Annotated in this window: 25 protein-coding genes; 14 read left to right on the top strand and 11 right to left on the bottom strand. The window is 73.9% G+C overall.

Features of this window, described 5'->3' with window-relative positions:
- The first annotated feature begins 1 nt into the window (after position 1).
- The gene (locus tag ACZ4VL_RS17440) at positions 2-616 is read left to right on the top strand and encodes a LysE family translocator (protein ID WP_468200428.1); all 615 of its coding nucleotides are present in this window, start codon (positions 2-4) and stop codon (positions 614-616) included.
- 11 nt (positions 617-627) lie between these two features.
- Here ACZ4VL_RS17440 and ACZ4VL_RS17435 read toward each other — a convergent pair whose 3' ends face one another.
- The gene (locus ACZ4VL_RS17435) at positions 628-1,116 is read right to left on the bottom strand and encodes an HIT family protein (protein ID WP_468200427.1); all 489 of its coding nucleotides are present in this window, start codon (positions 1,114-1,116) and stop codon (positions 628-630) included.
- 321 nt (positions 1,117-1,437) lie between these two features.
- Here ACZ4VL_RS17435 and ACZ4VL_RS17430 point away from each other — a divergent pair, with 321 nt between their 5' ends.
- The 8 genes from ACZ4VL_RS17430 to ACZ4VL_RS17395 all read left to right on the top strand — a co-directional run bounded on the left by ACZ4VL_RS17430 (position 1,438) and on the right by ACZ4VL_RS17395 (position 9,932).
- Positions 1,438-2,472, top strand: a complete 1,035-nt coding sequence (locus ACZ4VL_RS17430) for an alpha/beta hydrolase (protein ID WP_468200426.1) — start codon at positions 1,438-1,440, stop codon at positions 2,470-2,472.
- Positions 2,465-3,679 (top strand): acyltransferase family protein, encoded by a 1,215-nt coding sequence (locus tag ACZ4VL_RS17425; protein ID WP_468200424.1) that lies wholly within the window; start codon positions 2,465-2,467, stop codon positions 3,677-3,679. The genes ACZ4VL_RS17430 and ACZ4VL_RS17425 overlap by 8 nt, the downstream gene beginning before the upstream one ends.
- A 10-nt stretch (positions 3,680-3,689) precedes the next feature.
- Entirely contained in the window at positions 3,690-5,045 is a 1,356-nt protein-coding gene (locus tag ACZ4VL_RS17420; RefSeq protein WP_468200422.1) for a sensor histidine kinase, read from the top strand.
- A gap of 8 nt (positions 5,046-5,053) precedes the next feature.
- Complete coding sequence (locus ACZ4VL_RS17415) at positions 5,054-5,731, top strand: response regulator (protein WP_468200421.1); 678 nt, start codon at positions 5,054-5,056, stop codon at positions 5,729-5,731.
- Positions 5,732-5,818: 87 nt separating this feature from the next.
- Positions 5,819-7,159: a sensor histidine kinase gene (locus ACZ4VL_RS17410; RefSeq protein WP_468200419.1), complete on the top strand. Its 1,341-nt coding sequence runs from the start codon at positions 5,819-5,821 to the stop codon at positions 7,157-7,159.
- A complete protein-coding gene (locus tag ACZ4VL_RS17405; protein ID WP_361097157.1) occupies positions 7,156-7,815 on the top strand; it encodes a response regulator transcription factor in 660 nt (219 codons plus the stop codon). Before ACZ4VL_RS17410 ends, ACZ4VL_RS17405 begins: the two co-directional genes overlap by 4 nt.
- A gap of 280 nt (positions 7,816-8,095) precedes the next feature.
- Positions 8,096-8,332, top strand: a complete 237-nt coding sequence (locus ACZ4VL_RS17400) for a hypothetical protein (protein WP_468200417.1) — start codon at positions 8,096-8,098, stop codon at positions 8,330-8,332.
- 403 nt (positions 8,333-8,735) lie between these two features.
- The gene (locus ACZ4VL_RS17395; RefSeq protein ID WP_468200415.1) at positions 8,736-9,932 is read left to right on the top strand and encodes a cytochrome P450; all 1,197 of its coding nucleotides are present in this window, start codon (positions 8,736-8,738) and stop codon (positions 9,930-9,932) included.
- 73 nt (positions 9,933-10,005) lie between these two features.
- Here ACZ4VL_RS17395 and ACZ4VL_RS17390 read toward each other — a convergent pair whose 3' ends face one another.
- Both ACZ4VL_RS17390 and ACZ4VL_RS17385 read right to left on the bottom strand, forming a co-directional pair.
- On the bottom strand, positions 10,006-11,592 hold the full coding sequence (locus tag ACZ4VL_RS17390; RefSeq protein ID WP_468200414.1) for an ABC transporter permease: 1,587 nt from the start codon (positions 11,590-11,592) through the stop codon (positions 10,006-10,008).
- Positions 11,589-12,563 carry an ABC transporter ATP-binding protein gene (locus ACZ4VL_RS17385; protein WP_468200413.1) on the bottom strand — a complete coding sequence of 325 codons (975 nt, stop codon included), beginning with the start codon at positions 12,561-12,563 and terminating at the stop codon, positions 11,589-11,591. Before ACZ4VL_RS17385 ends, ACZ4VL_RS17390 begins: the two co-directional genes overlap by 4 nt.
- 75 nt (positions 12,564-12,638) lie before the next feature.
- Between ACZ4VL_RS17385 and ACZ4VL_RS17380 the strand changes: the two genes are divergently transcribed.
- Together ACZ4VL_RS17380 and ACZ4VL_RS17375 are read left to right on the top strand one after the other, a co-directional pair.
- On the top strand, positions 12,639-13,145 hold the full coding sequence (locus ACZ4VL_RS17380; RefSeq protein ID WP_468200502.1) for a GbsR/MarR family transcriptional regulator: 507 nt from the start codon (positions 12,639-12,641) through the stop codon (positions 13,143-13,145).
- A 163-nt stretch (positions 13,146-13,308) separates the two neighbouring features.
- On the top strand, positions 13,309-14,658 hold the full coding sequence (locus ACZ4VL_RS17375) for an MFS transporter (protein ID WP_468200411.1): 1,350 nt from the start codon (positions 13,309-13,311) through the stop codon (positions 14,656-14,658).
- Here ACZ4VL_RS17375 and ACZ4VL_RS17370 read toward each other — a convergent pair.
- Positions 14,642-15,478, bottom strand: a complete 837-nt coding sequence (locus ACZ4VL_RS17370; protein WP_468200409.1) for a diacylglycerol kinase — start codon at positions 15,476-15,478, stop codon at positions 14,642-14,644. The genes ACZ4VL_RS17375 and ACZ4VL_RS17370 overlap by 17 nt on opposite strands.
- Positions 15,479-15,662: 184 nt before the next feature.
- On the opposite strand from ACZ4VL_RS17370, the gene ACZ4VL_RS17365 reads away from it, so the two are divergent.
- Positions 15,663-16,946 (top strand): adenylosuccinate synthase, encoded by a 1,284-nt coding sequence (locus tag ACZ4VL_RS17365; protein WP_404236790.1) that lies wholly within the window; start codon positions 15,663-15,665, stop codon positions 16,944-16,946.
- A gap of 73 nt (positions 16,947-17,019) precedes the next feature.
- On the opposite strand, the gene ACZ4VL_RS17360 is transcribed toward ACZ4VL_RS17365, so the two are convergent.
- Both ACZ4VL_RS17360 and ACZ4VL_RS17355 read right to left on the bottom strand, forming a co-directional pair.
- The gene (locus ACZ4VL_RS17360; protein ID WP_468200407.1) at positions 17,020-18,627 is read right to left on the bottom strand and encodes a hypothetical protein; all 1,608 of its coding nucleotides are present in this window, start codon (positions 18,625-18,627) and stop codon (positions 17,020-17,022) included.
- 337 nt (positions 18,628-18,964) lie between these two features.
- Complete coding sequence (locus ACZ4VL_RS17355) at positions 18,965-19,558, bottom strand: TetR/AcrR family transcriptional regulator (RefSeq protein ID WP_468200406.1); 594 nt, start codon at positions 19,556-19,558, stop codon at positions 18,965-18,967.
- Between the two features lie 103 nt (positions 19,559-19,661).
- Here ACZ4VL_RS17355 and wrbA point away from each other — a divergent pair, with 103 nt between their 5' ends.
- Positions 19,662-20,258: an NAD(P)H:quinone oxidoreductase gene (gene wrbA, locus ACZ4VL_RS17350; protein ID WP_468200404.1), complete on the top strand. Its 597-nt coding sequence runs from the start codon at positions 19,662-19,664 to the stop codon at positions 20,256-20,258.
- Between the two features lie 18 nt (positions 20,259-20,276).
- Here the strand turns inward: wrbA and ACZ4VL_RS17345 are convergent, their stop codons facing one another.
- The 5 genes from ACZ4VL_RS17345 to ACZ4VL_RS17325 form a co-directional block, all read right to left on the bottom strand.
- Positions 20,277-20,462, bottom strand: coding sequence for a hypothetical protein (locus ACZ4VL_RS17345; protein WP_468200402.1), 186 nt, complete (start codon positions 20,460-20,462; stop codon positions 20,277-20,279).
- A gap of 11 nt (positions 20,463-20,473) precedes the next feature.
- Positions 20,474-21,391, bottom strand: coding sequence for an alpha/beta hydrolase family protein (locus ACZ4VL_RS17340; protein WP_468200401.1), 918 nt, complete (start codon positions 21,389-21,391; stop codon positions 20,474-20,476).
- Between the two features lie 258 nt (positions 21,392-21,649).
- Complete coding sequence (gene kynU, locus ACZ4VL_RS17335) at positions 21,650-22,885, bottom strand: kynureninase (RefSeq protein ID WP_468200399.1); 1,236 nt, start codon at positions 22,883-22,885, stop codon at positions 21,650-21,652.
- The gene (locus tag ACZ4VL_RS17330) at positions 22,878-23,723 is read right to left on the bottom strand and encodes a tryptophan 2,3-dioxygenase (RefSeq protein ID WP_468200397.1); all 846 of its coding nucleotides are present in this window, start codon (positions 23,721-23,723) and stop codon (positions 22,878-22,880) included. Before ACZ4VL_RS17330 ends, kynU begins: the two co-directional genes overlap by 8 nt.
- A 248-nt stretch (positions 23,724-23,971) precedes the next feature.
- Positions 23,972-24,388: a DUF3151 domain-containing protein gene (locus ACZ4VL_RS17325; RefSeq protein ID WP_361097118.1), complete on the bottom strand. Its 417-nt coding sequence runs from the start codon at positions 24,386-24,388 to the stop codon at positions 23,972-23,974.
- Between the two features lie 450 nt (positions 24,389-24,838).
- Between ACZ4VL_RS17325 and ACZ4VL_RS17320 the strand changes: the two genes are divergently transcribed.
- A complete protein-coding gene (locus tag ACZ4VL_RS17320; RefSeq protein WP_468200500.1) occupies positions 24,839-26,071 on the top strand; it encodes an IS701 family transposase in 1,233 nt (410 codons plus the stop codon).
- Positions 26,072-26,118 lie beyond the last annotated feature (47 nt).

The raw sequence follows: 26,118 nt of genomic DNA, 5'->3' as shown, positions 1-26,118 counted from the left end.
CGTGCTCACGCAACTCATCGCCGCGACCGGCGTCCTGGCACTGCTCACCCTGGTCCCCGGCCCCGACATGGCCATCGTGACCAGGCGTGCCGTCGCCCGCGGCCGGGCGGACGGCCTGCGCACCGTGGCCGGGATCACCGTCGGCCTGCTCCTGTGGGGCGTGCTCACCGTCGCCGGCCTCGCCACCCTGCTCGCCGCCTCGGCGGAGGTCTACCTCACGGTGAAGCTCGCGGGCGCCGCCTACCTCTGCTTCCTCGGCATCCAGTCGCTGCGCCGCCCGGGCGCGGACCCGGCCCCCGAGGGCCCCGGCGTCCGGACGGAGGGCGCCGGCGCCTGGCGCACCGGCCTGGTCAGCAACGCCCTCAACCCCAAGATCGCCGTGTTCTACACCGGCCTGCTGCCCGCCCTCGCGCCGTCCGGCCCGCGCCCGGCGGCGGGCATGGCGCTGCTGGTGCTGATCCACGTACTGCTGACGGTGGCCTGGCTGGGCACCTACGTGTACGTCCTCTCGCGCGCCCGGCGGTTCTTCGGCAGGCCGCGCGTGCGCCGGGCCCTGGACCGGGTGACCGGGGTGGTCCTGATCGGCTTCGGCATCCGGGTGGCGACGACCCCGTAACCCGGCCCGGGTCACTGCGCCGTGTGGCCGCCCAGCCGGTCGAGTTCCTCGCCGATGGCCGCGCGCAGCCCGTCGTGCCGGGGGCCGAGCTCGTGCTCGCCGCCCCGCCAGTACTGCTCCTCGTACAGCCAGACGGGCAGCTCGACCCGGTCGGCGGGCTCCCAGTCGTAACGCGGCCAGACGTGGGCGTGGAGGTACGGGTCCTTGTTGCCCAGGATCTCGATGTTCACCCGGCGGAACGCCGGGTCGAGGCGCCGGCAGGCCCGTTCGACGGCCTCGGCGAGCCGTTCCATGTCGCCGAGGTACGCGGCCCTGCGCGCCCGGGGCAGGTCGGAGAGCCGGGTCACCGACGGGTCGTCGGTCAGCAGGACCGAGTAGCCGGGCAGGAACTGCCGGTCCCCGATCACGGCGAAGCCCTGGCCGAGGCGGCGCAGCACGGTGGGGTTCCCACCCCGGTGCGCGCTGCCGATGCGGTCGTTGCGCCAGTCGTTTTCGGTCATGTCCGTCACCGTAACGGCCGCTGCTCCGCCGCGTCGGGCCTCAAGTCCACGATCTGCGAGGGGGCTTGCACTCCGCCCGGGGGATGCAGCCCGACGGGTCATCGACTCCGCCTCCCGAACAGCCCCGCCTGGCTCCCAGGTTGCCCCTGTCATACCTGAGAGCTATTCACAAAGGCGGCTCCCCAGCGGGACGCCGACCAGGTCCTTCCCTTTCTAACTTCGATACCAGAAAGCGCAGTAGAGCCGGCCGCCGTCACAGGCACCGCTCGGAGGGGCCGAGGGGCACCGCGCGCAGGCGAGCGAAGGAGCAGGGGGACCGCCATGACCCGCCTCGAAGGACGCCTCGAAGGACGCCTTGACGAGCTGCCCGACGGACCCCCCGAGGGGCGGCCCGCAGGACGGCCCGAGGGACGCCGCACCGCAGCCCGCCTGCGCGGCCGTCTGCGCCGCACCCTGCTGGCGGCCCTCGTCGCCGCGGCCGTCGCCGTCCCCGTGTCCGCCGCCGCCTCCTCGGACGTGCCGGCGCCGGTACCGGCGGCCACGGAGCGGGCCGCACCCCGGGAGGCGTACGCCACGAACCTCGCCAACCTCGCCGAGGCGGCCCGCACGGCCCGCGACGCCGGGCGGACCGGCCGCGCCGACCGGCTCCGGGCCATGGCGGCGGAGGGGACCGCGCAGTTCCTCGCCTTCGACGGCCGGGGCCGTGGGCGTGCCGTCGAGGTGTTCGGCGACCTGGAGACCGCCGACCGGATCACCGTCCTGGTGCCCGGCTCCGACACCACCCTGGACACCTACCAGCGGTTCCGGGCCGGGGCGGTCGCCCTGCACCAGCGGCTGAAGGCCGAGCACGGCCGATCCGCCGTGGTCGCCTGGCTCGGGTACGACACGCCCGGCACCGTCAGCGCGACCGTGCTCACCGCCGGCCGGGCGGATGAGGCCGCCGCCGGACTGGCGCCGTTCCTCCGCCGGTTGGAGGAGCTCTCCGTCCCCGACGCCCGGCTCTCCCTCCTGTGCCACTCCTACGGCTCGGTGGTCTGCGCCCGTACCGCCACCGGCCCCAAGGTCGGCGACCTGGTCCTGTACGGCAGCCCCGGCACGGGCGCGGCCTCCGCCGCCGAGCTGCCGACGGCCGCCAGGGTCTGGGCCGGGCGCAGCGCCGACGACTGGATCGGGCGCGTCCCGCACGTCCGGGTCGGCGCGGTCGGGTTCGGCACCGATCCCGTCTCCCCCGCCTTCGGCGCCCGTGCGTTCGCGGCCGGGCCGGGCGCCCACAGCGACTACCTCAAGCCCGGCACCGAGTCCCTCGACAGCCTGGCCCGCATCGTCCTCGGCACCCCGGAGGTCCCCCGTGCGTAAGCTCCGCGCCCGCTGGTCCGCCCTCGCACACCGGGTGGAGGCGGCCACGCCCGCCGGCCGGGACCGGACGGTGGATGCGCTGCGGGCCTTCGCCATCCTCGGTGTGGTGCTGGGGCACTGGCTGGTCACCGCGCTGACCGCCACCGCCGACGGCGGCCTGAGCACCACCAGCCCGCTGTCCCGGATGCCCTGGCTGGCACCGGCGTCCTGGGTGCTCCAGACGCTGTCCGTGTTCTTCCTGGTCGGCGGTCATGTCGCGGCCCGCGGGCAGGCGGCGGCGCGTGAGCACGGGGTGTCGTACGGCGCCTGGGTCGGGCAGCGCCTGTCCCGGCTGTTCCGGCCCGTGGCCGCGGTGCTGGCCGTGTGGGCCGTCGCCGCGGGCGGGATGCTGCTCGGCGGTGCGGAGCCGGCGACCGTCCACGCGCTGGTCCGGCTCGTCCTGTCCCCGCTGTGGTTCCTCCTCGTCTTCGCCGCGCTCACCGCCGCCACCCCGCTCGTGGCCCGGCTCAACCCGCTGTGGCCGCTGGCCGTGGTGGCCGGCGTCGACCTGTGGCGGTTCGGGCTCGGCGGGCCCGAGTGGATCGGCTGGGTCAACGTGGCCGCCGGCTGGCTCGTCCCCTACACCCTCGGCGCCGCCTGGTCCCGGGGCGCGTTCGCCCGGCGCACCCCGGCCGTCCTGCTCCTGGCCGGCGGTGCGGCCGGCACCGCCGGCCTCGTCCTGTGGGGCGGGTACCCGGCGTCCATGGTCGGTGTCCCGGGGGCGGCGATATCGAACCTGAACCCGCCGACCCTGGCCGCGGCCGCCTTCGGCCTCGCCCAGTGCGGGCTGGCGCTGCTGCTGCGCGCGCCCCTGGCCCGGGCCATGCGGCGACCCCGGGCCTGGGCCGCGGTGGCCCTGGCGAACCTGTCCGCGATGACGGTCTTCCTGTGGCACCAGACCGCGATGATGGCCGTCACCGCGCTCGGCCTGCTGGCCCCCGCCGACCTGCCCGGGCTGCACACCGTGCCCGACTCCCCGCTGTGGATAGCGGCCCGGCTGCTGTGGTTCCCGGTCTTCGCCGCCGCGCTGGCCGTGTGCTGGACCGCGTTCCGGGCGTACGAGCAGGCCGCGCGGCCCCGGCGGGGCACCCCCTCCCGTAGGGTCGCGGGCTCCGCCGTCCCCGCCGCCCGTCGGCCGGCAGCCGAGGAGAAGATCACCCATGTCTAGGCTGGGCCGCGTGACCGACCAGAGCGAACGACCGGCAGCCCTCGTGGTCCGGGCACCGGGCGGAACCGCCGGCCCGGCCCGGACCCCGGCCCCCGCGGAGACCGCCGCGCGGGGCCGGACCCTGTTGCGCACCGTGGCGCTGGACCTCTTCACCCTGGAACGGAACCCGCTGCCCAGGCTGTCCCGGCCCCGCTGGCTGGCCTGGCTGCCCCACGCCGTCGTCGTCTACGTCGCGGTGTTCTTCACGTTCCTGACCACCGAAGAGATGAGCAACAGCTACCACGTCACCGGCGGCTGGCCGCTGGTGGCGGCGCTGGCGACCGGCGGGTCGATCCTGCTCGCGCTGTTCCGGCCCGTCGCCGCCTGGTGGCTCGCCCTCCTGGCCGCGGGCCTGGTCGCGACACATATCCACGACCACGTCGGTGAAGGGCAGTCCTGGCCCTGGACACCGAACGGGATGGTGGCCTTCGCCGTGATGCTGCTGCTGGCGGCCCTGCGGGTGCCGCCGCGGGTGACCGCGACCCTCGTCACCGTCCCCGTCGTCCTCACCGGGCTGGCCGAGACGCTCCTGCAGCCGAAGCACAGTGAGAGCTTCATCCTGGGCGTCCTGCTCCTCTTCGGCTTCGTCGGCCTGCTCGGGTACGCGCTGCGCGCCACCCGGCTGGCCCGCACCAAGCTCGTCGAGCAGGAGACGCTCACCGAGGAGGAGCGCGCCCAGCGCACCCTGCTGGAAGAACGCAGCCGCATCGCCCGCGAGCTGCACGACGTGGTCGCCCACCACATGTCGGTGATCTCCATTCAGGCGCAGGTCGCCCCGCACCTGGTCGAGAACCCGTCCGAGGAGCTCAAGGAGAACCTGGCGGGCATCCGGGAGAACGCGCTGGAGGCTCTCACGGAGCTGCGCCGGGTGCTGGGCGTGCTGCGCTCCGAGCACCCCGACGACGCGGCGAACCCGCACCACCCGCAACCCACGCTCGCCGAACTGGACGGCCTCGTCGACAACGTGCGCGGTGCGGGCCTGACCGTCACCACCGAGATCGCGGGGACACGCCGGCCGCTGGCCCCGGGCGTCGAGCTCACCGCGTACCGGATCGTGCAGGAGGCGCTGAGCAACTGCCTGCGTCACGCGCCCGGTTCACGGGTCGAGGTGGGCGTCGCGTACGGGCCGCGCGAGCTGCTCCTGTGCATCGCCAACACCGCGCCCACCCGCCCGGCACCGCCCTCGCCGGGGACGGGGCACGGGCTGCTGGGCATGCGGGAGCGGGCGGGCATGCTGGGGGGCGAGCTGGCCGCCGGTCCGCGGCCCGGCGGAGGGTACGAGGTGAGCGCCGTGCTTCCGATGGACCCCGTGACGAAGAAGGGCTGAGAAGACAGATGACGACGCCGGCCGACCCGATCCGGGTGATGATCGCCGACGACCAGATGATGGTCCGGCAGGGCTTCACCGTCCTCCTCAACGCGCAGCCGGACATCGAGGTCGTCGGACAGGCCGTGGACGGCGCCGACGCGGTGGCGAAGACCGCCGAGCTCGGGCCGGACGTGGTGCTGATGGACATCCGGATGCCCGGCATGGGCGGCATCGAGGCGACGTCCATCATCACCGCCGCGGGCTCCGCCGCGAAGGTGCTGGTGCTGACCACCTTCGACCTCGACGAGTACGTGTACGAGGCGCTGCGCGCCGGGGCCTCCGGCTTCCTGCTGAAGGACGCTTCCGCCGACCAGCTCGCGGAGGCGGTGCGCGTGGTGGCGGCGGGGGAGGCGCTACTGTCCCCGAACATCACCAAGCGGCTGATCACCGAGTTCTCCCGGCTGGGGCCGCCGCGGGCGCCGTCGAAGGCGCGGATCGCGGAGCTGACGGAGCGGGAGACGGAGGTGCTGGCGCTGATCGCGCAGGGCCTGTCCAATGCGGAGATCGCGGCGCGGCTGGTGGTCGCCGAGCAGACGGTGAAGACCCATGTGGGTCGGATCCTGGTGAAGCTGGGCCTGCGCGACCGCACCCAGGCGGCGGTGTTCGCGTACGAGACGGGTCTGGTCCGTCCATCGGGCTACTGAAGGCGGCGGGTAGTACCTGAGAGGGAGGCCGGGAGATCCCCTTCAGCGCCGACGCGGACGACGGGGAGCCCGGCCTACCGTGGGGGCATGACCGAGACGACCACATCCGGGGCGCCGCCCCGGGCCCCCGAGTTCCGGCTGGCTTCCGAGCTGCTGCAGGGCCTGCGCGAGGACCTGATCACGGATGCGTTCGCATACCGGCCGCTGCCGCCGATGCGCACCGACGGCCCACTGCTGCGCCGGCTCCCGCAGCGGATACGCAGGCGGTCGGTGTACCTGCGGCATGCCGTCGTGGCCGCGGTCGCCCTGTTCGTGCTGCTGCTCGCCGCGACCAACAGTGGCACCGACTGGGCGCTCGGTAGTCTCGTGGTGGGGCTGGTTGCGGCCGCGCCGGTCCTGATGACCCTGGTCCGTCCCGTGGGGGCGTTCTGGGCGGCGCTGTTGGCCACCGGGGCCCTCTCGCTGGTGGGTTCGGACGTGGGCCTGTGGCCCCGCTCACCGGGCGCCTTCGTCATGTACCTGTTCGTGGTGACCGTGGTGGCGATGCGGACCCGGCCCCGGGCCGCCGGCTGGATGTGGCTGATCACCCTGCTGGTCGGGCTGGTGATCCCCACCCTGCTCGGGCTGGGCGAGCCGGACTACGTGGCGCCGATCGCCTTCCTCCTGGCGGTGTCCCTGCTGGTGGTGACGGTCCGCCATGTCCGCCGGGAGGCCGCGCAGGAGGTCAGTGCGCAGCTGGAGGTCACGGCCGTCGAGCGGGACCGGCGAACCCTGCTGGAGGAGCGCACGACGATCGCCCGCGAGCTGCACGACGTGGTGGCGCACCACATGTCGGTGGTGGCGATCCAGGCGGAGGCCGCACCCTACCGGGTGAAGAACCCGCCGCCGGAGCTGGAGGCCGCGTTCGCGACCATCCGGGAGAACGCGGTGGCGGCGCTGACGGAGCTGCGGCGGGTCCTGGGCGTGGTCCGCTCCGCGGACTACGCGGCGCCCGACGCCCCGCAGCCGACGCTGGCCCTGTTGGACGGGCTGCTGGCCAATGTCCGCGATGCCGGACTGGGCGTGGAGAAGACGGTGACGGGCGCGGTGCGGGAACTGCCGCAGGGCGTCGAACTGTCGGCGTACCGGATCATCCAGGAAGCGCTGAGCAACACGCTGCGCCATGCCCCGGGCGCGGCGGCCGAGGTCGAGGTCAGCTATGTGCTGGGCGGGCTCGGGATCCGCGTGGTCAACGGGAAGCCGACCGGGGGCGCGCGCCCCTCGCCGGGTGCAGGGCACGGGATCACGGGGATGCGGGAGCGGGTGGCCATGCTGGAAGGGGAGATGACGGCCGGGGAGACGGAAGCGGGAGGGTACGAGGTGGCGGTGTTCATACCGGTGCGGGGACGGCAGGAACCGGCCCAGGACACGGCGCAGGCACCGGCATGACGATCAGGGTGCTCATCGTCGACGACCAGATGATGGTCCGGGAGGGCTTCTCCGTCCTGCTGAACGCGATGGACGGGATCGAGGTCGTCGGTGAGGCGGTCGACGGCCGGGAGGCGATCGCCCGGGTCGCGGCGCTGCGGCCGGACGTGGTGCTGATGGACATCCGGATGCCGGTGATGAACGGGCTGGAGGCGACGCGGGAGATCGTCGCCGCGGACACGGACGCGAAGGTGCTGGTCCTGACGACCTTCGACCTCGACGAGTACGTGTACCAGGCGCTGCGGGCCGGGGCCTCCGGCTTCCTCCTGAAGGACGCCTCGGCCCGGCAACTGGCCGAGGGGGTGCGGGTGGTCGCGTCCGGGGAGGCGCTGCTGGCGCCGACGGTCACCAAACGGCTGATCCTGGAGTTCTCGAAGCTGTCGGCGACGCCGCGGCTCGCCGGTTCGGCGGCGGTCGAGGCACTGACGGAGCGGGAGACGGAGGTGCTGGTCCTGATCGCCCAGGGCCTGTCCAATGCGGAGATCGCGGACCGGCTGGTGGTCGCCGAGTCCACGATCAAGACGCATGTGAGCCGGATCCTGGTGAAGCTGGGCCTGCGCGACCGCACCCAGGCGGCGGTGTTCGCGTACGAGACGCGGCTGGTGACCCCGTCGTAGCGGGGTGTCCGCCCACCCAGAGCGCTGTTCCGGGTGGGCGGACGGGCGGACCGGCAAGTGGTGCACCGGTCCGACGGGCGCCTCGCGGGCGTCCGGCAGTGTTTCCTACGGATCCACGGTGATGTGTCATTCGTCGGTGTCATGCCGTGTGTCTGGTGCCGATGCCGTTCGTTTCTCGCCCCGGCCACGCTGGCGGAACGTGTCGGCTGGTGCACCGACCTGGTAGCCGGCATGACCGCCAGGCTGCATACGCCACCTCGCCGCCGAGGCCGGCATCGCCGTGGTCACGGTACCCCCGCGCAACACCTCCAAGCACTGCCCCATGTGCCTCACGTCGCTCCGGCATCGCAAGGCCCCGACCGGCCCACCGCGAGCGGCTGGAAGTGGGCCATCTGCCCCAACCCCGGGTGCGGCTGGCAGGGCGACCGCGACCAGGGCGCTTGGCGCCGTATCGCCGCACGCGGACTCGCCCACCAGGCCAAGACCTTTGCGGACCGCACCAGCGGCACCATGGTGATCCGCGCATTGACGGACACGATGGAGGCCAAGGCCGTCATCACCGCGTATCCGGAAACCAGCCGGGCCGACCGGTCGAAGACCGGCTCCACCCGGCCGAGCCACAACCGCCCCGCGCCCAGGCGACGCAGGGTTCCCTCCCCGGCGCGGCTTTCGGGCCATGCCGGCCAGCGTCCGGAGGGACACGCACCAACGGGCCGGAGGATGCTGCCCCGCGCAGCCCACCGGCACCAGGGCGTGCACGCGATCAGCACACCCACCACCCGCCGACACCGGCTAAGAGGAGCAGCACTGGGCGCGGGATTCCACCTCCACGCTCACGCCGCCCCACCCAGGTGGGAAGAACCCACGCCGAACTCCACGGTTCGCATGGCATCGCTCAGCTGATCAGAGACACTGCGGAGATGGGCTTTGATCCGTGGGATGCCGCGTTCGTCGCCGATCCGTACCCCGCCTACCGGGAGCTGCGCGCTCAGGGCCGGGCGATCTGGTGGGAGACCACCGGGCAGTGGCTGGTGCCGCACTACGCCGATGTGAGTGCGCTGCTGCGCGACCGGCGGCTGGGGCGGACCTATCTGCACCGGTTCTCGCACGAGGAGTTCGGGCGGCAGGCCCCGCCGCCGGAGCACGAGCCGTTCCATGTGCTGAACGGGAACGGCCTGTTGGACCTGGAGGATCCGGCGCACGGTCGGGTGCGGCGCCTGGTGTCGAAGGCGTTCACCCCGCGGACGGTGGAGCGGCTCGCGCCGGCCGTGGAGCGGCTCGCCGGGGAGCTGGTGGGGCAGTTGCTCGCGGACGGCGGCGGTGATCTGCTGACCGTCGTGGCCGAGCCGCTGCCGGTGGCGGTGATCGCCGAGCTGCTGGGGGTTCCGGAGGCGGACCGGGGGCTGTTGCGGCCCTGGTCGGCGGACATCTGCGGGATGTTCGAGCTGCGGCCGGACGAGGAGACGGCGCGGCGGGCGGTCCGGGCGAGCGTGGAGTTCAGCGCGTACCTGCGGGAGCTGATCGCCGAGCGGCGGGGGCGGCCCGGCGAGGACCTGATCTCGGGGCTGATCGCCGCGCACGACGAGGAGGGGCGGCTCAGCGAACAGGAGATGATCTCCACCTGTGTGCTGCTGCTGAACGCGGGGCACGAGGCGACGGTCAACACCACCGTCAACGGCTGGTGGGCCCTGTTCCGCAATCCGGAGCAGCTGGCCGCGCTCCGTCCGGAAAAGTTGTCCACAGCTGTGGATGAGCTGATGCGCTACGACACTCCGCTCCAGATGTTCGAGCGGTGGGTCCTCGACGACATCCGGGTCGGTGACACGGTCATCCCCCGCGGGGCGGAGGTCGCCCTGCTGTTCGGGTCCGCGAACCGGGACCCGGCCCGCTTCGCGGACCCGGACGTGCTGGACCTGTCCCGGACCGACAACCCGCACCTCAGCTTCGGCGCGGGCATCCACTACTGCCTGGGCGCCCCCCTGGCCCGCCGTGAGCTGACGGCTTCCTTCGGTGCCCTCCTGGCCGACGGCGTCCCGCCGCTGAAGCTCGTCCGCGAACCCGAGTGGCAGCCGGGCTACGTCATCCGGGGCCTGCGCGAGCTCCAGGTCGCCTTCTGAGTCGGGGGCCGTCGCGGACGGTACGCGCCGACGGCCCCCGCGGATCACGCGGGGGCCGTCGGCGCGTTCCGGGTCAGGCGGCGAGGTCCCTGCGGCGGAGGGCGGCGAGGCCGGCCGCGAGCAGGGCCGCCGCGAGGGCGGTCAGGGCCAGCAGCGGAGTCCAGGCCAGGGCCTGCGCTCCCGGGAGCTTCGGCAGGTGGGCGAAGGGCGAGAGGTCGAGGACGCCCTGCGGGAGGTTCAGGGCCGGGCCGATCCAGCCCAGCAGCAGCACGGCTCCGGCCACCCCCCAGGCGCCCGCGGCGTACTTCGGGGCGGCGCCGTGCAGCAGGGCCGCCAGGGCGCCGATCACCCACACCGCCGGGAGCTGGGCGAGGGCGGCGCCGGTCGCCGCGGCCACGTCCCGGCCGTGCCCGAGGCCCAGGCCGAGCCCGCCGAGCAGCAGGATCAGCGCGGATCCGCCGAAGGCCACGGCCAGGTGCCCGCCGGCCCAGCGCAGCCGCCCGACCGGGGCGGCGAGCAGCGGTTCGGCGCGCTGCCCGGTCTCCTCGGCGGTCAGCCGCAGCACCGCCGAGACGATGTACAGGGCGGCGACCATGCCGAGCATGCCGGCCATGGTGGCGAGGAACGCGTCGGCGAGTGCGCTCTGCCCGCCCATCCGCTGGATGATCTCGCGGGTCCGCTCGTTGTCGCCGACGAGCTGGGTGGCGCCGTCCGTCATCGATCCGAAGACCGCCCCCGCCGTCAGGAAGCCGAGGCTCCAGCCGGCCAGGCCGCCCCGCTGGAGCCGCCAGGCCAGCGCGCCCGCACTGCCGATGCGGCCCTCGGCGGGCCCGGGCCGGGCCGGGAGGAAGCTCATGCCGACGTCGCGGCGTCCGGCGAGGACGTACGCGGCCGCCACCAGCAGCGCGGCCGCCGCGGCGAACAGGCCGAGCACCCACCAGCGTTCGCCGGCGAAGGCCCGTACGTGTTCCAGCCAGCCGAGGGGCGAGGCCCAGGTCAGCGCGCTCTCCCCGGCGGGGGTGCCCGCGTCGCCGGCGGCGCGCAGGACGAACGCCGCGCCGATCAGCGCGCCCGCGAGGCCCTTCGCGAGCCGGGCGCTCTCGGTGAGTTGCACGGTGACGGCGGCGATGCCGGCGAAGAGCATGCCGGTGGCGCCGATGCCCAGCCCGAGTGCGAGGGCGCCGGCCGCGCCGTGCGCGCCCGCCAGGCCGCCGGTGACGAGCAGCACGGCGGCCGCGTTGGCGGTGAGGGCGGCGAGCAGTGCGGCCGTGAGCGGGGCGCGCCGCCCCACCACGGCGGCCGAGAGGAGCTCCTGGCGGCCCGTTTCCTCTTCCTCGCGGGTGTGCCGGACCACGACGGCCAGGCTCATGATGCCGGCGAGCACCCCGGCGAAGACCGCGCCGCGCCAGGCGGTGAGGGCGCCGAGGGAGTCCGCGAAGACGGGCCCGTACAGGGCGCGCAGCGAGCCGTTGGTGTTCATGGTGGCGGCCAGTCGGGCCCGGTCTGCGCCGGTCGCGTACGCCGATTCCAGGGCGCCGGGCAGGCTCAGCACCATCAGGGCCACGACCAGCACCCACACCGGCATCATGATCCGGTCGCGGCGCAGGGCGAGCCGCAGCAGGCCGGCCGTTCCGGCGAGTTGGCCGAGTCGGTTCTTCATCGCGCCGCGCCCGCCTTCGTCCGCGCCGCCGCGTGCACGTCGTCCGCGTAGTGGCGCAGGAAGAGTTCTTCGAGGGTGGGCGGGGTCGCGGTCAGCGACCGCACCCCGGAGGTGGTGAGGGAGCGCAGGACGGCGTCCAGTTTGTCGGTGTCGGCCTGGAGGCGGATCCGCTGCCCCTGCACCTCGACGTCGTGGACGCCGGGCAGCTGTGCGATGCCGTTCGGCGGGCCGGCGAGCTCGGCGCTGATCGACGTACGGGTGAGGTGGCGCAGCTCGGCGAGGCTGCCGGTCTCGACGGTGCGGCCCTTGCGGATGATGCTGACGCGGTCGCAGAGGGCTTCGACCTCGCTCAGGATGTGCGAGCTGAGCAGGATGGTGCGGCCTTCGGCGCGGGCCTCGGCGACGCAGTCCTGGAAGACCCCTTCCATCAGCGGATCGAGGCCGGAGGTGGGCTCGTCGAGGACGAGCAGCTCGGCGGTGGAGGCGAAGGCGGCGACGAGGGCCACCTTCTGGCGGTTGCCCTTGGAGTACGTGCGCCCCTTCTTGGTGGGGTCGAGCTCGAAGCGTTCGATCAGCTCGGCGCGGCGGGCCCGGTCGAGGCCGCCCGCCCGTCGCCCACCACCACCCTGCCCGACGCGCTCCGCGCGGCTGCTCTGGTGCAGCCGCCCGTAGAGGTCGATGACCTCGCCGCCGGACAGGTTGCGCCACAGGGTGACGTCGCCGGGGACGTAGGCGACGCGGCGGTGGAGCTCCACGGCATCGGCCCACGGGTCGCCGCCGAGCAGCTCGGCGGTTCCGGAGTCGGCGCGCAGCAGGCCCAGCAGGACGCGGATGGTGGTGGACTTGCCGGCGCCGTTGGGGCCGAGGAAGCCGTGGACCTCGCCGGTGGCGACGGAGAGGTCGAGTCCGTCCAGGGCGTGGGTGCGGCCGAACGCCTTGTGGAGTCCGGCGACGCTGATTGCCTTCGTCATGATTCTGAACGTACGCTAGTTTCACAAGTTTGTGAAGCTCGGGAATCACGTAAAGTTCGGAGGGTGGCGAAGCAGATGGACACCGGAAGCACGCAGGACGAGCGCGAGGGACGGGACACCGAGGCGGTCTCCCGCTTCGTGGAGCGCTTCGCGGCCCAGCTGGCCGACGCCGGCATGCAGCGCATGGCCGCCCGCGTCTTCGCGCAGCTGCTGGCCAGCGACAGCGGCGCGATGACCTCGGCCGAGCTGAGCGAGGCCCTGCAGATCAGCCCGGCGGCCGTGTCGGGCGCGGTGTCGTACCTGACGCAGGTCAACATGGTCAGCCGCGAGCGCGAGCCGGGCTCCCGGCGCGACCGCTACGTGCTGCACAACGAGCTCTGGTACGAGACCTTCACCCGCCGCGACCAGGTCCTGACCCTGTGGGAGAAGACCCTGCGCGAGGGCGCGGCCGGCCTCGGCGCCGACACCCCGGCCGGGTCGCGGATCGCCGAGACCGCGGCGTTCTTCGAGTTCCTCCAGCACGAGCTGCTGGGAATGATGGACCGCTGGCGCGCCCACCGCGCCACCCTCGACCTGACGTGACCCGACGCGACCTGACGCCGCGCCCCGACCTGACCTGACCAGGCGTCACGCGGCCTGGCCCGCACGCCCGTTCGGGCCGATCGGCGCGCCGGGCGCCGGAGGCACCTGCTATAATCCACTCGCTGCCTTCGGCGCCCCAGTGGAGCGTCCGGAGGCTTTTTTCATGCCTTCTGACACTCCAGAACCCGCAGCCGCAGCCACCACACCCGCACCCACGCCCCCTCCCGCCCCCACCGGCTACCGCGCCCTGCTCCGCAACCGCGAGTTCGCCGGCCTCTACGCCGGCCTCACCCTGACCGTCGCCGCGAGCACCGTGTCCGGCTTCGCCCTCGGCACCCTCGTCGACCGGCAGACCGGCTCCCCCTTCCTGACGGCCGTGAGCATGTACGGCGCCACCTTCGCCACCGTGCTCGGCGCGCTCACCCTCATGTCCGTCGCCGACGGCAAGCACCCCCGCCGCACGCTCCTCGCCCTCCAGAGCCTCTCCCTGGCCGGGGTCGCCGCCCAGGCCGTTCCCGGGCTGCCGCTGGCCGCCCGGTTCGGGCTGCTCCTGCTGCTCGGCTTCTTCCAGTCCCTGGGGACCGGCACCCGCATGGGCCTGCTCGCCGAGACCGTGCCCGCCTCCGCGTACGCCCTCGCCCGCTCGCTCATGAACATCACCGCCGGCGCGGTGTCCGTGCTCGGCTTCGCCCTCGGCGCCGTACTGCTGGGCCGGCTCGGCCCGTACCGGGTGTTCGCCGTCGCCGCCGTGCTGACCGGCCTCGCGCTCGCCGTCGTGGCCGCGACCGTACGGGAGCGGTCGATCCGGCCGACCCGCCGGCCCGGCCTGCGGCAGACCTGGACGACCAACGCCGAACTGTTCGCCCACCCCGACCGGCGGGCCCTGCTGCTGAACCTGTGGGTGCCGAACGGCCTCGTCGTCGGCTGCGAGGCCCTGTTCATCCCGTACGCCCCGCAGCACGCCGGCACCCTCCTCGCCGCCGGCTCGGCCGGAATGCTCATCGGGGACCTCGCCGTCGGCCGGCTGCTCACCGAGGAGCGCCGGCGCCGGTACGCCTTCCCCCTGCGCCTGCTGCTCGCCGTCCCCTTCCTCGGCTTCGCCTTCGACCCGCCGCTGCCGCTCGCAGCGGCCGCGGTGTTCGCCGCGAGCGCCGGCTTCGCCGCCACCCTGCCGCTCCAGGAGCAGCTGCTGGCCCTGACCCCCGACGCGGTGCGCGGGCAGGTCCAGGGCGTCGAGTCGGCCGGCCGGATGACCTGGCAGGGCATCGGCGCCGCCCTCGCCGGCGCGGCCGCCCAGTACCTGGGCCCGGCCACCGCGATGACCGTGCTGGCCGCCGCTTCCGCGGCGGTCACCCTCGCCTCCCGCCGCGCCGTGGCCCGCGCCGCCACCGCGGACACCACAACCACCGCGGACACCACAACCACCGCCGGCGCCACAACCACCGCGGACACCGCAGACCCCGGCGACACCGGCGACACACCGGCGGCCCCGCAGGTCAGCGCGGGAGGATGAGCCCCCACGCCGCCGGCCGCAGGGTCCAGGTCCGCCGGCGCACCGGCCCCGCGACGGCCTCGTCGGCCCGGTACCGGAAGTCCGACCCGGTCACGGTCACCACCCGGGCCCGGGCCCCGACCGCGGTCCCGTCCACCCGGACGACGACCTCCGCGAGCCCTCCCCCGCCCGGCTCCAGCGACAGGTCCTCCACCGGCCGGTCCACATCGGCCAGCACCACCCCGTCGGCCTCCACCCGCAGCCGGTGCCCGCCGGCCCCGCCCCGCGCCGGTCGGGCCGCGGCCGGCGGCGGCCCGACCAGGGTGCGCACCAGCGAGCGGTACGCGCTGCGCACCGAGGGCCCCGCCGGCCTCGGCACGGGCGGCCGAACGGGTGGAATCCGCAGCCCCCCGAGCACCACCCCGTCACTGTCGTCCACCAGCAGGTCCCGCATGCCGACGACCCCGTCCAGGGCCGCCCGGGCCGCGGACACCGCCGACAGCGGGACTCCCAGTGCCCTCACCAGCCCCAGCGTTCCCATCTGCCCCACCGGGACGACGGACACGACGCCCGCGGCGCCCCCGCCGAGCCCGCGCTCCCGGTGCAGCAGCCCCACGGCCCGCACCAGCGCGCGGTCGTCGCCCACGATCACGGGCCGCCGATGGCCCCGGCGGGCGAGGGCCCGCGCGAACTCCTCCGGTGAATCCGGGAGGCTGACCTTGGCCGCCGCCCCCGCCGACAGAACATCCCTCGCGATCCGCACGGACTCGCCGTCGAGACGGCGGGCGACCGGGTCGACGAGCACGAGCAGGCCGCCGACCGGCGCGCCCGCAGGGCTCATGGTGGGCTCCGGAGCCGACACCTCGGTCCTTCCTCGGGTAGCATCTTTGTGCAAGAGGCCCTTGCGCTATTGCGCCAGGGCCTTCGTCTATTCCGGGGTACCGGTCCGACGGCCCAGCCTGCGGTGTACATCGTCGTACGCCCCCTGGCCTTGGACATGCCCCATCCGGAAGAGGTGTACGCCTGTGCCCGCTCTTGTGCTGCTCGGAGCTCAGTGGGGTGACGAGGGCAAGGGAAAGGCCACCGACCTGCTCGGTGGATCCGTTGACTACGTGGTGCGCTACCAGGGCGGCAACAACGCCGGCCACACGGTCGTCGTAGGCGACCAGAAGTACGCACTGCACCTTCTCCCTTCCGGCATCCTCTCCCCCGGATGCACCCCGGTCATCGGCAACGGCGTCGTCGTCGACCCGTCCGTACTCCTCTCCGAGCTGCGCGGGCTCAACGAGCGCGGCATCGACACGTCCAAGCTGCTGATCAGCGGAAACGCCCACCTGATCACGCCGTACAACGTGACCCTCGACAAGGTCGGCGAGCGCTTCCTCGGCAAGCGCAAGATCGGCACCACCGGCCGCGGCATCGGCCCGACCTACGCGGACAAGATCAACCGCGTCGGCATCCGCGTCCAGGACCTGTACGACGAGTCGATCCTCACCCAGAAGGTCGAGGCGGCGCTGGAGAACAAGAACCAGCTGCTCGCGAAGCTGTACAACCGCCGTGCGATCGAAGCCGCCGCGATCGTGGAGGAGATGCTCCAGTACGCGGACCAGATCAAGCCGTACGTCGCCGACACCACGCTGATCCTCAACAACGCGCTCGACGAGAACAAGGTCGTGCTGTTCGAGGGCGGCCAGGGCACCCTGCTCGACGTCGACCACGGCACGTACCCGTTCGTGACCTCGTCGAACCCGACCGCGGGCGGCGCCTGCACCGGTACCGGTGTCGGCCCGACCAAGATCAGCCGGGTCATCGGCATCCTGAAGGCCTACACCACCCGCGTCGGCGCCGGCCCGTTCCCGACGGAGCTGTTCGACCAGGACGGCGAGGACCTGCGCCGCATCGGTGGCGAGCGCGGCGTGACCACCGGCCGCGACCGCCGCTGCGGCTGGTTCGACGCGCCGATCGCGCGCTACGCCACCCGCGTGAACGGTCTGACCGACTTCTTCCTCACCAAGCTGGACGTGCTGACCGGCTGGGAGGAGATCCCGGTCTGCGTCGCGTACGAGATCGACGGCAAGCGCGTCGAGGAGCTGCCGTACTCGCAGACGGACTTCCACCACGCGAAGCCGATCTACGAAACCCTCCCCGGCTGGTCGGAGGACATCACCAAGGCCAAGACCTTCGCGGACCTGCCGAAGAACGCGCAGAACTACGTGAAGGCCCTGGAGGAGATGTCGGGCGCCCCGATCTCCGCGATCGGCGTCGGCCCGGGCCGCACCGAGACGATCGAGATCAACTCGTTCCTGTAGGAACGGGCCGCCTCCCGTCGGGAAGGGGGCGGTGCGCCGGTCGGCGCACCGCCCCCTTGCCCTTTCCGTGCGGCTACTTGTTGTCGTAGTAGCCGAAGACGTCGACGATCAGGTCGACGGACTTCCAGCTCTGGTTCCAGAAGTCGACGACGCCGTGCTCGCCGGCGGCCGCCTGGACCAGGTTCGGGACGGTCTTGAAGCTGTTCCAGTTCAGCGTGGAGGACACCGGCCGCGGCGGCTCGCCCGCGGTGCCTTCCGCGTACTGGTCCCACGAGTTCGCGTCCGGGGCCACCGAGAGGAAGCCGTTGCTGACGGTGTTGGTGACGGTGGTGTTCAGGACGAACGCCTCGTAGTTCTTCGCGCCGTACGACAGCGGCAGCCACGCGTAGCCGCGGGCCGGGACGGGGCCGGCCTCCTGCTGAGTGCTGCGGGTGTCGAGCATGCGGTACGGCGTCGACATGGGCAGGTAGGACGCCTTGCTGTCGGGGCTGTAGTAGCCGACGATGTCCACCACCACGTCGGCGTCCATCCAGCTGCCGTTCCGGATGCTGATCTTCCCGTCCGCGCCGACCGGCACGATCACCGCGTTGGCCGCGGTCGTCCACGCCGCGAAGTTCACGTTCGACGTGGCCGGGGCCGCCCCGCCGCTCGGGAACAAGGTCAGGTGGCCGGGGGCCCGCTGGTCGGTGGCCGTCACGTTCAGCGCGACGGCGGTGGCACCCGCGGGCACCTTCCCGCTGCCCGCGACCCGGACGTCGAAGGAGCCGTGGCCGGCCACCCGCTGCTGCCCGCCGAGCCCGGTCCGGGTGTCGACGATGCGCTCGGGGGTCAGCGCGCTGTAGCCGTTGGCCGCCGACCGGGTGAAGTAGCCGGTCACGTCCGCGATCAGGTCGACCGCGTCCCAGCCGCCGTTGGTCAGTTCCACGGTGCCGTCGGGGCCGACCGGCACGATGACCAGGTTCGACACGGACTGGCCGGCCTCGTAGTTGAGGTTCGACGTGGTCGGCGGGGCCGTCCGGCCGGGGTGCGCCGTGATGTGGCCGGCGGACGTGGTGTTGGTGACGGTCACGTTCAGGGCGACGGCGGTGGCCCCGGCCGGGACCTTCGCGGCGCCGGCGACCTTCAGGTTGAGGGCGGACCGGCCGCGGAGCCTGGTCTTGGCGCCGGTGCCGTCGCGCGTGTCGAGCAGGCGGGTGGGCGCGTGCGGCGTGAAGTCGGAGCCGATCGTGCGTATCGGGAGCTCGTTGACGGCCTGGACGCCCCGCTCCGCGTCGACCACGGTGACCTTCACGGTGTAGTCGCCGAGTTCCGCGTACTGGTGACTGTGGGTCAGGGTGACGCTGCCGGACACCTGGGCGGTGTCCTTGGTCCCGTCGCCCCACTCGACGGTGACGGAGAGCGGCCCGGTGGCACTGGTGACGACGGTCTCGAGGTCGAGGCCGTGCGCGGTCCCGGTCGTGGCGCTGAGGGCGACCCGCAGGTCCGGGTTGCCGTCCACGGCCCCTGCCCGCGGAGCGGCGTCGGCCTTGCCCTGTGCGGCGGCCAGCGGCTTGCGGACCGTGCGGTCCGCCGGACTGGTGAAGGCCTGCGCGGCGGCCTTCGGCTGGGCCTGGCCGGCCTTGGGAGCGGCGGCGACCGGGCGCGCGTCCTGCGCGGACGGCCCGGCGGCCTGCGCGGGCACCGAGACGAGACCTACCCCTGCCGCAACGAGAGCGGCGGAAAACATGACACGGCGACGAAGCACCGTACCCCCCTTGGTCAGGTGCGAGGAACCCTGCAAACGGATTCGAACGTGCGTTCAGAATACTGACATTGAGGGAAATATCCACCGACAGAACGCAGGTCAACACATCAGACCGCCCGGAATTATCCGGAATCAGGACTTCCCCGCCCACAACAGAACCTGTTGCACGAGAGATGGCCGTGACGCCCGGTGCGGTTCCCTGTACCGGCACCGAAAATCGGACAACAAACGGCGCCGCAGGGCCGAAACCAGCCGCCTTCACGGGGTGTCGGCGTCAGCCCGCCGCCAGGAGCGTGTCGATGCTCGCCTTGATGCGGTCGAGCGGCACCTCGCGCTCCACCGTCAGGTGCTCGAACAGGCTCGGCACGAACGGGGCGAGCAGCAGGTGGGCGAAGACCGGCGCGTCCACCCCCGGCCGGGTCTGCCGGAGCAGCATCGCCACGTGCGTGTGCAGGGTCAGATAGGCACCGCTGTGGTACCGCGCGCCCGGTGACGCGGCCTCGGCGGCGGCCATCACCGCGCGGTTGCCGACGAGCCGCTCGGCCAGCGTGAACAGGAACGCCCGCAGCCGCTCCTCCGGCGGCGCCTCGGGCCCCAGCGGCGGCGGCCCACTGAGGAAGGCCTCCTGGAAGCGCCGCTCGTCGTCGTCGAGCAGGGCGATCAGCAGCCGGCTGACGTCCCCGAAGCGCCGGTAGACCGTGCCGACGCCCATCCCCGCGGCGTGCGCGACGGCGTTCATGGTGACGGCGTCCGCCCCCTGCTCGGCGACCAGGCGCGCGGCCGCGTCCAGGATCTTCCGCCGGTTGCGGGCGGCGTCCGCACGTTCGGGCGGGGCTTGACCCGAGACGGGCAGTTCGATGCGGCTCATGCCCCGAGATTACCGGACACCCCCTTGCCAAACGGATCGCTATCCGTTTAACTCTGAACCAGTGCAGGAACCGGATATCGATCCACTTAGGCAGGGAACCGTCATGAGCGCCAAGGTCGCCGTCATCTACTACTCCTCCACCGGGAACGTCCACGAGCTGGCGAAGGCGGTCGCCGAAGGAGCCGAGAAGGCCGGCGCCGAGGTCCGGCTCCGCCGGGTCCCCGAGCTCGCCCCGGACGCCGCGATCGACTCCAACCCGGCCTGGCGCCAGCACGTCGAGGACACCAAGGACGTCGAGGTCGCCACCCTCGACGACCTCGCCTGGGCCAACGCCTACGCCATCGGCTCGCCGACCCGCTACGGCAACATCTCCGGCCAGCTGAAGCAGTTCCTCGACACCACGGGCGGCCTGTGGCAGCAGGGCGTCCTCTCGGACAAGCCCGCCACCGGCTTCACCAGCGCCCACAACGCCCACGGCGGCAACGAGTCCACGCTGCTCGCCCTCTACAACACGTTCCACCACTGGGGCTCGATCATCGTCTCCCCCGGCTTCACCAACCCGGCCGTCTTCGAGGCCGGCGGCAACCCGTACGGCACCTCGCACCCGGCGAGCAGCGGCGAGGTCAGCGAGGCGACCCGGACGGCCGCCCGCTACCAGGGCGAGCGCCTCGCGACGATCGCGGCGCGCCTGGCCGGCTGAACACCGCGGCCCGGCCGGCTAGCCGTCGCGGCGCCGGGCTTCCAGGGGCCGGGCGTCGTCGGGCAGCCCGGAGAGGACGAGCGCGACGGTCTCGACGGCGTCGCCCGTCTCCCGCACCCGGCCGTCGGCCGTCCGCACCTCGTGGCGGCCGTCCCCGAGCGCCCGGACCCACGGCAGGTCGGTGCAGATCGGCGAGTGTGCCACCGCGCCGGCCGCTACCAGGCCAGTTGCGAGATCTCCTCGGCGACCACCGCGCAGGCGTCGGCCGCCGGGTCGATCAGCGGGAAGTGGCCGATGCCGTCCAGCAGCGTCAGCCCGACCGTCTCCCCCGCCTTCGCCGCCGCGGCCACGTACGATTCGGCCACCTCCGCCGGGACGACGATGTCCTCCCGGCCGTGCACCACGGTCGTGGCGATCCCGGTCGGCAGCAGTGCCGCCGGGTCCGCGTACGGGAGCCGCTGCGCCCAGTGCGCGTCCCCGCCCAGCAGCTGCGCCGAGGCGCCGCCGCAGACGCCGAGCTCCTCCGCCGCCTCGAAGTCCGCGATGGGGGCCAGCGCCACCACGCCGCGCAGTACGGGTGGGGCCGGCAGCCGCCAGCCCGCCGGGGCGTCGGCCGGCAGGACGTGCCGGGCGGCGGCCCACAGTGCGAGGTGGCCGCCCGCGGAGTGGCCGGTGAGGACGGTACGGCGCAGGTCGGCCTGCGGGAGGTGGGCGGAGGCCAGCGCGGGCAGGGCGTCCAGCGCCGCGGCCACGTCGTCGAAGGTCTCCGGCCAGCGGCCGGCGACCGGCCCCCCGGCGTTCTGGTGCGGCAGCGAACTCCCGCGCCGGTACTCCACGCTGGCCACCGCGAAACCGCGCCGCGCCAGGAAGTCGGCCAGCGGCGACACGTGCTCCCGGTCGTACGGGGCCCGCCAGGCACCGCCGTGCAGCAGCACCACGAGGGGAGCGGAGACGGCCACCCCGTCCGCCCCACCCGCACCACCGCCCCCGCCGGCGGGGGCCCGCGGGGCGTAGAAGTCGACGACGTGGTCCGGGTGGTCCCCGTACGCGGCGGACGCGTCCGGGGCGACCGGCGGGTGGGCGAAGGCCGAGGCGGCCTCGGCGGCGTCCCGTTCGACAGCGGGGTCCGTCATCGGCTCAACCTCTCGGTAACGCGTGGGACTGGTGTTCCGGCTGCCGGGACTCCGCAGCCCGGAGCGCCCCGGCCTGCGGCGGCTCCGGGCTCCGGGTTCCTTCGATCCGGCAGAGCCGGACCGTATCAGGCCGGAACAGGCCTGTCCCCGGAGGTTTTTGTCACGTACCCCGGCCCGCATGGAAACCGGCCGCGGCGGGCAGGGATCATGCCCTGCCCGCCCCGTGCCGTGACGTTTCGCTCCCGGCCCGGCCGGACATCACCCGAAAATGCGACCCAGCGTCCGGGCCGCGCGCTCCGCATCCGCGAAGCCCACGTACAGCGGCGTGAACCCGAACCGCAGGACGTCCGGGGCCCGGAAGTCGCCGATCACCCCGCGGGAGATCAGCTCGTCCATCACCGCGCGGGCGTCCTCGGTGCGCAGCGACACCTGGCTGCCGCGTTCCTCGTGCGGCAGCGGCGTCACCGGCTCGACCTTCCCCGCCGGGACGTACGCGGCCACGCACTCCAGGAAGAAGTCGGTCAGCGCCAGCGACTTGGCCCGTACGGCGGCCACGTCCACCCCGTCCCACGCGTCGAGCGCCGCCTCCAGGGCCAGCATCGACAGGATGTCCGGGGTGCCGACCCGGCCGCGGACCGCACCCTCGGCCGGGGCGTAGTCCGGGGTCATCGCGAAGGGCTCGGCATGGCCGTTCCAGCCGGGCAGCGGGGAGTCGAAGGCCGCCTGGTGGCGTTCGGCGATGTAGAGGTACGCCGGTGAACCGGGCCCGCCGTTGAGGTACTTGTACGTACAGCCCACGGCCAGGTCGACGCCGTGCTCGTCGAGGCCGACGGGCAGGGCGCCGGCCGAGTGGCACAGGTCCCAGACGATGACCGCGCCCGCGGCGTGCGCCGCCCGGGTGATCCCGGGCAGGTCGTGGAGCCGTCCGCCCCGGTAGTCGACGTGGTTGAGCAGGACCACGGCCGTGTCCTGACCGCGCTCGCGCAGCCGGGCGGCCGCGTCGGACGGGTCCACGGGGACCACGGTCAGGCCGGTGAGCCGGGCCGCCGACCCGGCGATGTAGCCGTCGGTCGGGAACGTGGACGCGTCGACGAGCAGCTCGGTGCGGCCGGGCCCCGCCAGGCGGGCGGCGCCGACCAGCGCCTTGAAGAGGTTGACGCTCGTGGAGTCGCCGACGACGACCTGGCCGGGGGCCGCCCCGACGAGCGGGGCGATCCGGTCGCCGATCCGCTCGGGCGCGGTCCACCAGGTGCCGCTGCTCCAGGAGCGGATCAGCTCGGTGCCCCACTCGTGCGCGACGACCTCGGCGACCCGGTCCGCGACGCCCACGGGGAGCGCGCCGAGCGAGTTGCCGTCGAGGTAGACGACGCCCTCGGGGAGGGTGAAGCGCTCACGGAGCCCGGCCAGCGCGTCGGCGGCGTCGAGCTGTGCGGCGCGCGCGGCCAGGTCCGACGCGGCGGTCGCCGGGGCGGTGGTGTCGAGGGCGTCAGACATGGCTGCGCGCCGTCCACAGCTCGGGGAAGACGTTCTTCGAGGCGCGCTTCTCCAGCCAGGCCACCCCGGCGGAACCGCCCGTGCCGGTCTTCGCGCCCATCGCGCGGCGGGTGGCGACCAGGTGGTCGTTGCGCCAGCGCCAGACGAGCTCCGCGACGTCCGTGAGGGCCTCGCCGAGCCGGTGCAGGTCGGGGTGGAGGTCCGGGTCCTCGTACAGGGAGGTCCAGACGGCCTCGACCGCGGGCGAGGCCTCGTAGCGCTGCGCGAGGTCGCGGTCGAGGACGGACTGCGGGACCGGCAGGCCGCGGCGGGCGAGCAGGCGCAGCACCTCGTCGTAGAGGCTGGGCTCGTGCAGGGCCTTCTCCAGCTCCGCGTGGACGCGCGGGGCGCCGCGGTGCGGGACGAGCATCGAGGCCGACTTCTCGCCGAGCAGGAACTCCATCCGGCGGTACATCGCCGACTGGAAGCCGGAGCCCTCGCCGAGGGCGGCGCGGTACGAGTTGAACTGGCCGGGGGTGAGCTGGGCCAGCGGGCGCCAGGAGGCGTTGAGGGCCTCCAGCTCACGGAGGGATCGTTTCAGCGCGTCCATCGCGACGGGGACGCGGTCCTCGCGGAGGGCCTTCGCGGCCGTCTCCCACTCGTGGACGATGACGGTGAACCACAGCTCCATGACCTGGGTGGTGACCAGGAAGACCATCTCGCCGGGATCGTCCGAACGAGGGTGCTGGAGGTGGGTGAGGACGTCCGCCTGGACGTAGTCCTCGTACGGGGTCGTGCCGGCGAAGTCGAGGTTCGGGGTGTCCGAACCGGCTCCGGAGGCATCAAGGGTGTTCGACATCGCTGTCTCCTCGACACGTGCTTCCGGGTAGCGGTCCGCTCCTTCCGATTGGGTATGTGGAGCCCCGGTCCCCTGCCCGCATCATAGGACCGCTTCCCGGCCGTCCTCCAATGGCGAGTGACGGGCGTCACAGATACGTTTCGGACACGGAGGCGCATGCCGGGCGGTGCCGGCCAGCCACCGGCCGAGGGCTGGTCAGTGCCTGACCGGACGCCGGTCGGGGCCGGTCAGGCACTGATCACCGCTGGTCAGGCGCTACCGAGGACGTCCGCCGCCGTCTCGGAGGAATCGCGCAGGAAGGTCGTGCAGCGCTCGTACTCCTCCTTCTCGCCGATCGCGCCGGCCGCGCGGGCCAGGGCGTGCAGGGCGCGCAGGAAGCCACGGTTCGGCTCGTGCTCCCACGGCACCGGGCCGTGCCCCTTCCAGCCCGCGCGGCGCAGCGCGTCGAGACCGCGGTGGTAGCCCGTACGGGCGTACGCGTACGCCTCGACGGTCCGGCCGGCGGCGAAGGCCTCGTCGGAGAGGACGGCCCAGGCGAGGGAGGAGGTGGGGTGCGCGGCGGCCACCTCGACGGCCGGCGTGCCCGCCGCGATCGCGCCGCGGCCCGGCTCGTCGGGGAGGTGGGTGGGGGCCGGGCCCCCGAGCAGGTTCTGGTGAATGGACATGGTCCAAGTCTGGGGCATCCGGCCCGGGATGCCGGGCCCCTCCCCCGGTGTCGCCACCCCCGCGGCCCGGTGGTGGCGCGGCCACCACGAGGGCGCGCCCGAGCGCCCGATGGTGGGCGCCCCACCACCCGGCGGCCCAGTCAGGTGCCCGGCACACCTCCCCCGGAACGGGGCCCCGGGCCGACGGTAGGAGTGCCATCGACGAAGGGGGAAGTCGTGAACACCGCCATCAGCACACGCCTCGGCACCGCCACCGCAACCGCCTCCCGCACCGCCGCCCGCACCGCTGCGGGCGGCCGCGCCCACCACCGGGACACCGCGGCGGCCTACGCCCCCGGCCTCCTCGGCGGCCGCACGGAAGGCGCCCGCCCGGAGGGCCCCCGAGCGGACGGCCCCCGTACGGACGGCGGCCGCACCGACGGCGCCCGCACCGACGCGGCCGTCGAGGAGCTGTGCGCGGCGGTGTTCACCTCCCTGCGGCGCAAGGACCAGCGCGAGCGCGGCCGCCAGTACGTGCGCGGGCTGCTCGCGACGAAGGGCCGCAAGTCGATCCGCAACATCGCGCACCAGATCAGCGGCGGCGAAACGGCCGGCGGCAGCGCGGCCGCGGAGCAGAGCCTGCACCACTTCATCGCGGCGTCGACCTGGGACTGGCAGCCGATCCGGACCGCGCTGGCGCAGTACCTGGGGCAGACCGCCCCCCTGAGCGCCTGGGTGGCGCAGCCGATGGCGATCCCCAAGGGCGGCGAGCACTCGGTGGGCGCCGGGCACCGCTTCGACCCGCACCGCGGTCAGATGTTCCGCGGGCAGCAGGCCTTCGGGATCTGGTACGCGTCGGCCGGCATGGTCACCCCGGTGGGGTGGCGGCTGTTCCTGGACGAGGAGTCGGCGCAGGAGCCCTCGCAGGACTCCGTGCAGGAGGCGGGCCCCGGCGGCGAGGAATCGTACGAGGGCTGCGCGGTCAGCGGCGTGCTGAACACGGTGCGCGAGGCGGGCATGGCCGTGCGGCCGGTGGTGCTGGACATCCGGGACATCGCGACGCGGGCCACGCTGAACCGGTTCGCCGAGGCGCGGGTGCCGGTGGTGGGGCGGATCAACCCCGAGGCGCGGCTGCTGGTGACGGACCCGCGGCTGCCGGGCTTCGGCGCGGGGACGCTGGCCGCCCGGGACATCCTGCAGAACGTGCGCGGGCTGCGGATGCCGGTGGAGTGGCCCGACCCGGCGGTGCCGGGGGCGCGGCGCACCTCGCTGGTGGCCGCGGTGCGGGTGATGGTGCCGGACCCGGCTCCGGGGCGGCGGCGCGAGGTGCTGCTGTTCGGTGAATGGGAGGCGGCCCGGCGGCTGCCGACCCAGCTGTGGGTGACGGACATGGTGCGCACCGACCCGGCGGTGCTGGTGCGGCTGACGAAGACGGCGCTGCGGGTGTCGGTGGCGTCGGCGGCGAGCGTGCAGGAGGTCGGCCTGCGGGACTTCTCCGGGCGGTCCCTGTCGGGCTGGCACCGGCACGTGACGCTGGCCTCGGTCGCGCACGCGGCCCGCAGCCTGAGCGCGGCGCCGGCGGTCCCGGCGCAGCGACCGGCGGACCTGACACCCGCCCCGGCCCGGCACGCCCTGCGCCGCCCGGCCCCGGCCGCCCGCCCGGCCCCGACCGCCCGGCCGCACCCGGCCCTGGCCACCCGCTGACCCGCGGCTCCGGCCGCACGACACGCCGAGCCGCGTCCCCGTCCCAC

It is taken from the genome of Streptomyces sp. NPDC029014 (assembly GCF_055564695.1).
This window is presented reverse-complemented; position numbering and strand designations above follow the sequence as displayed.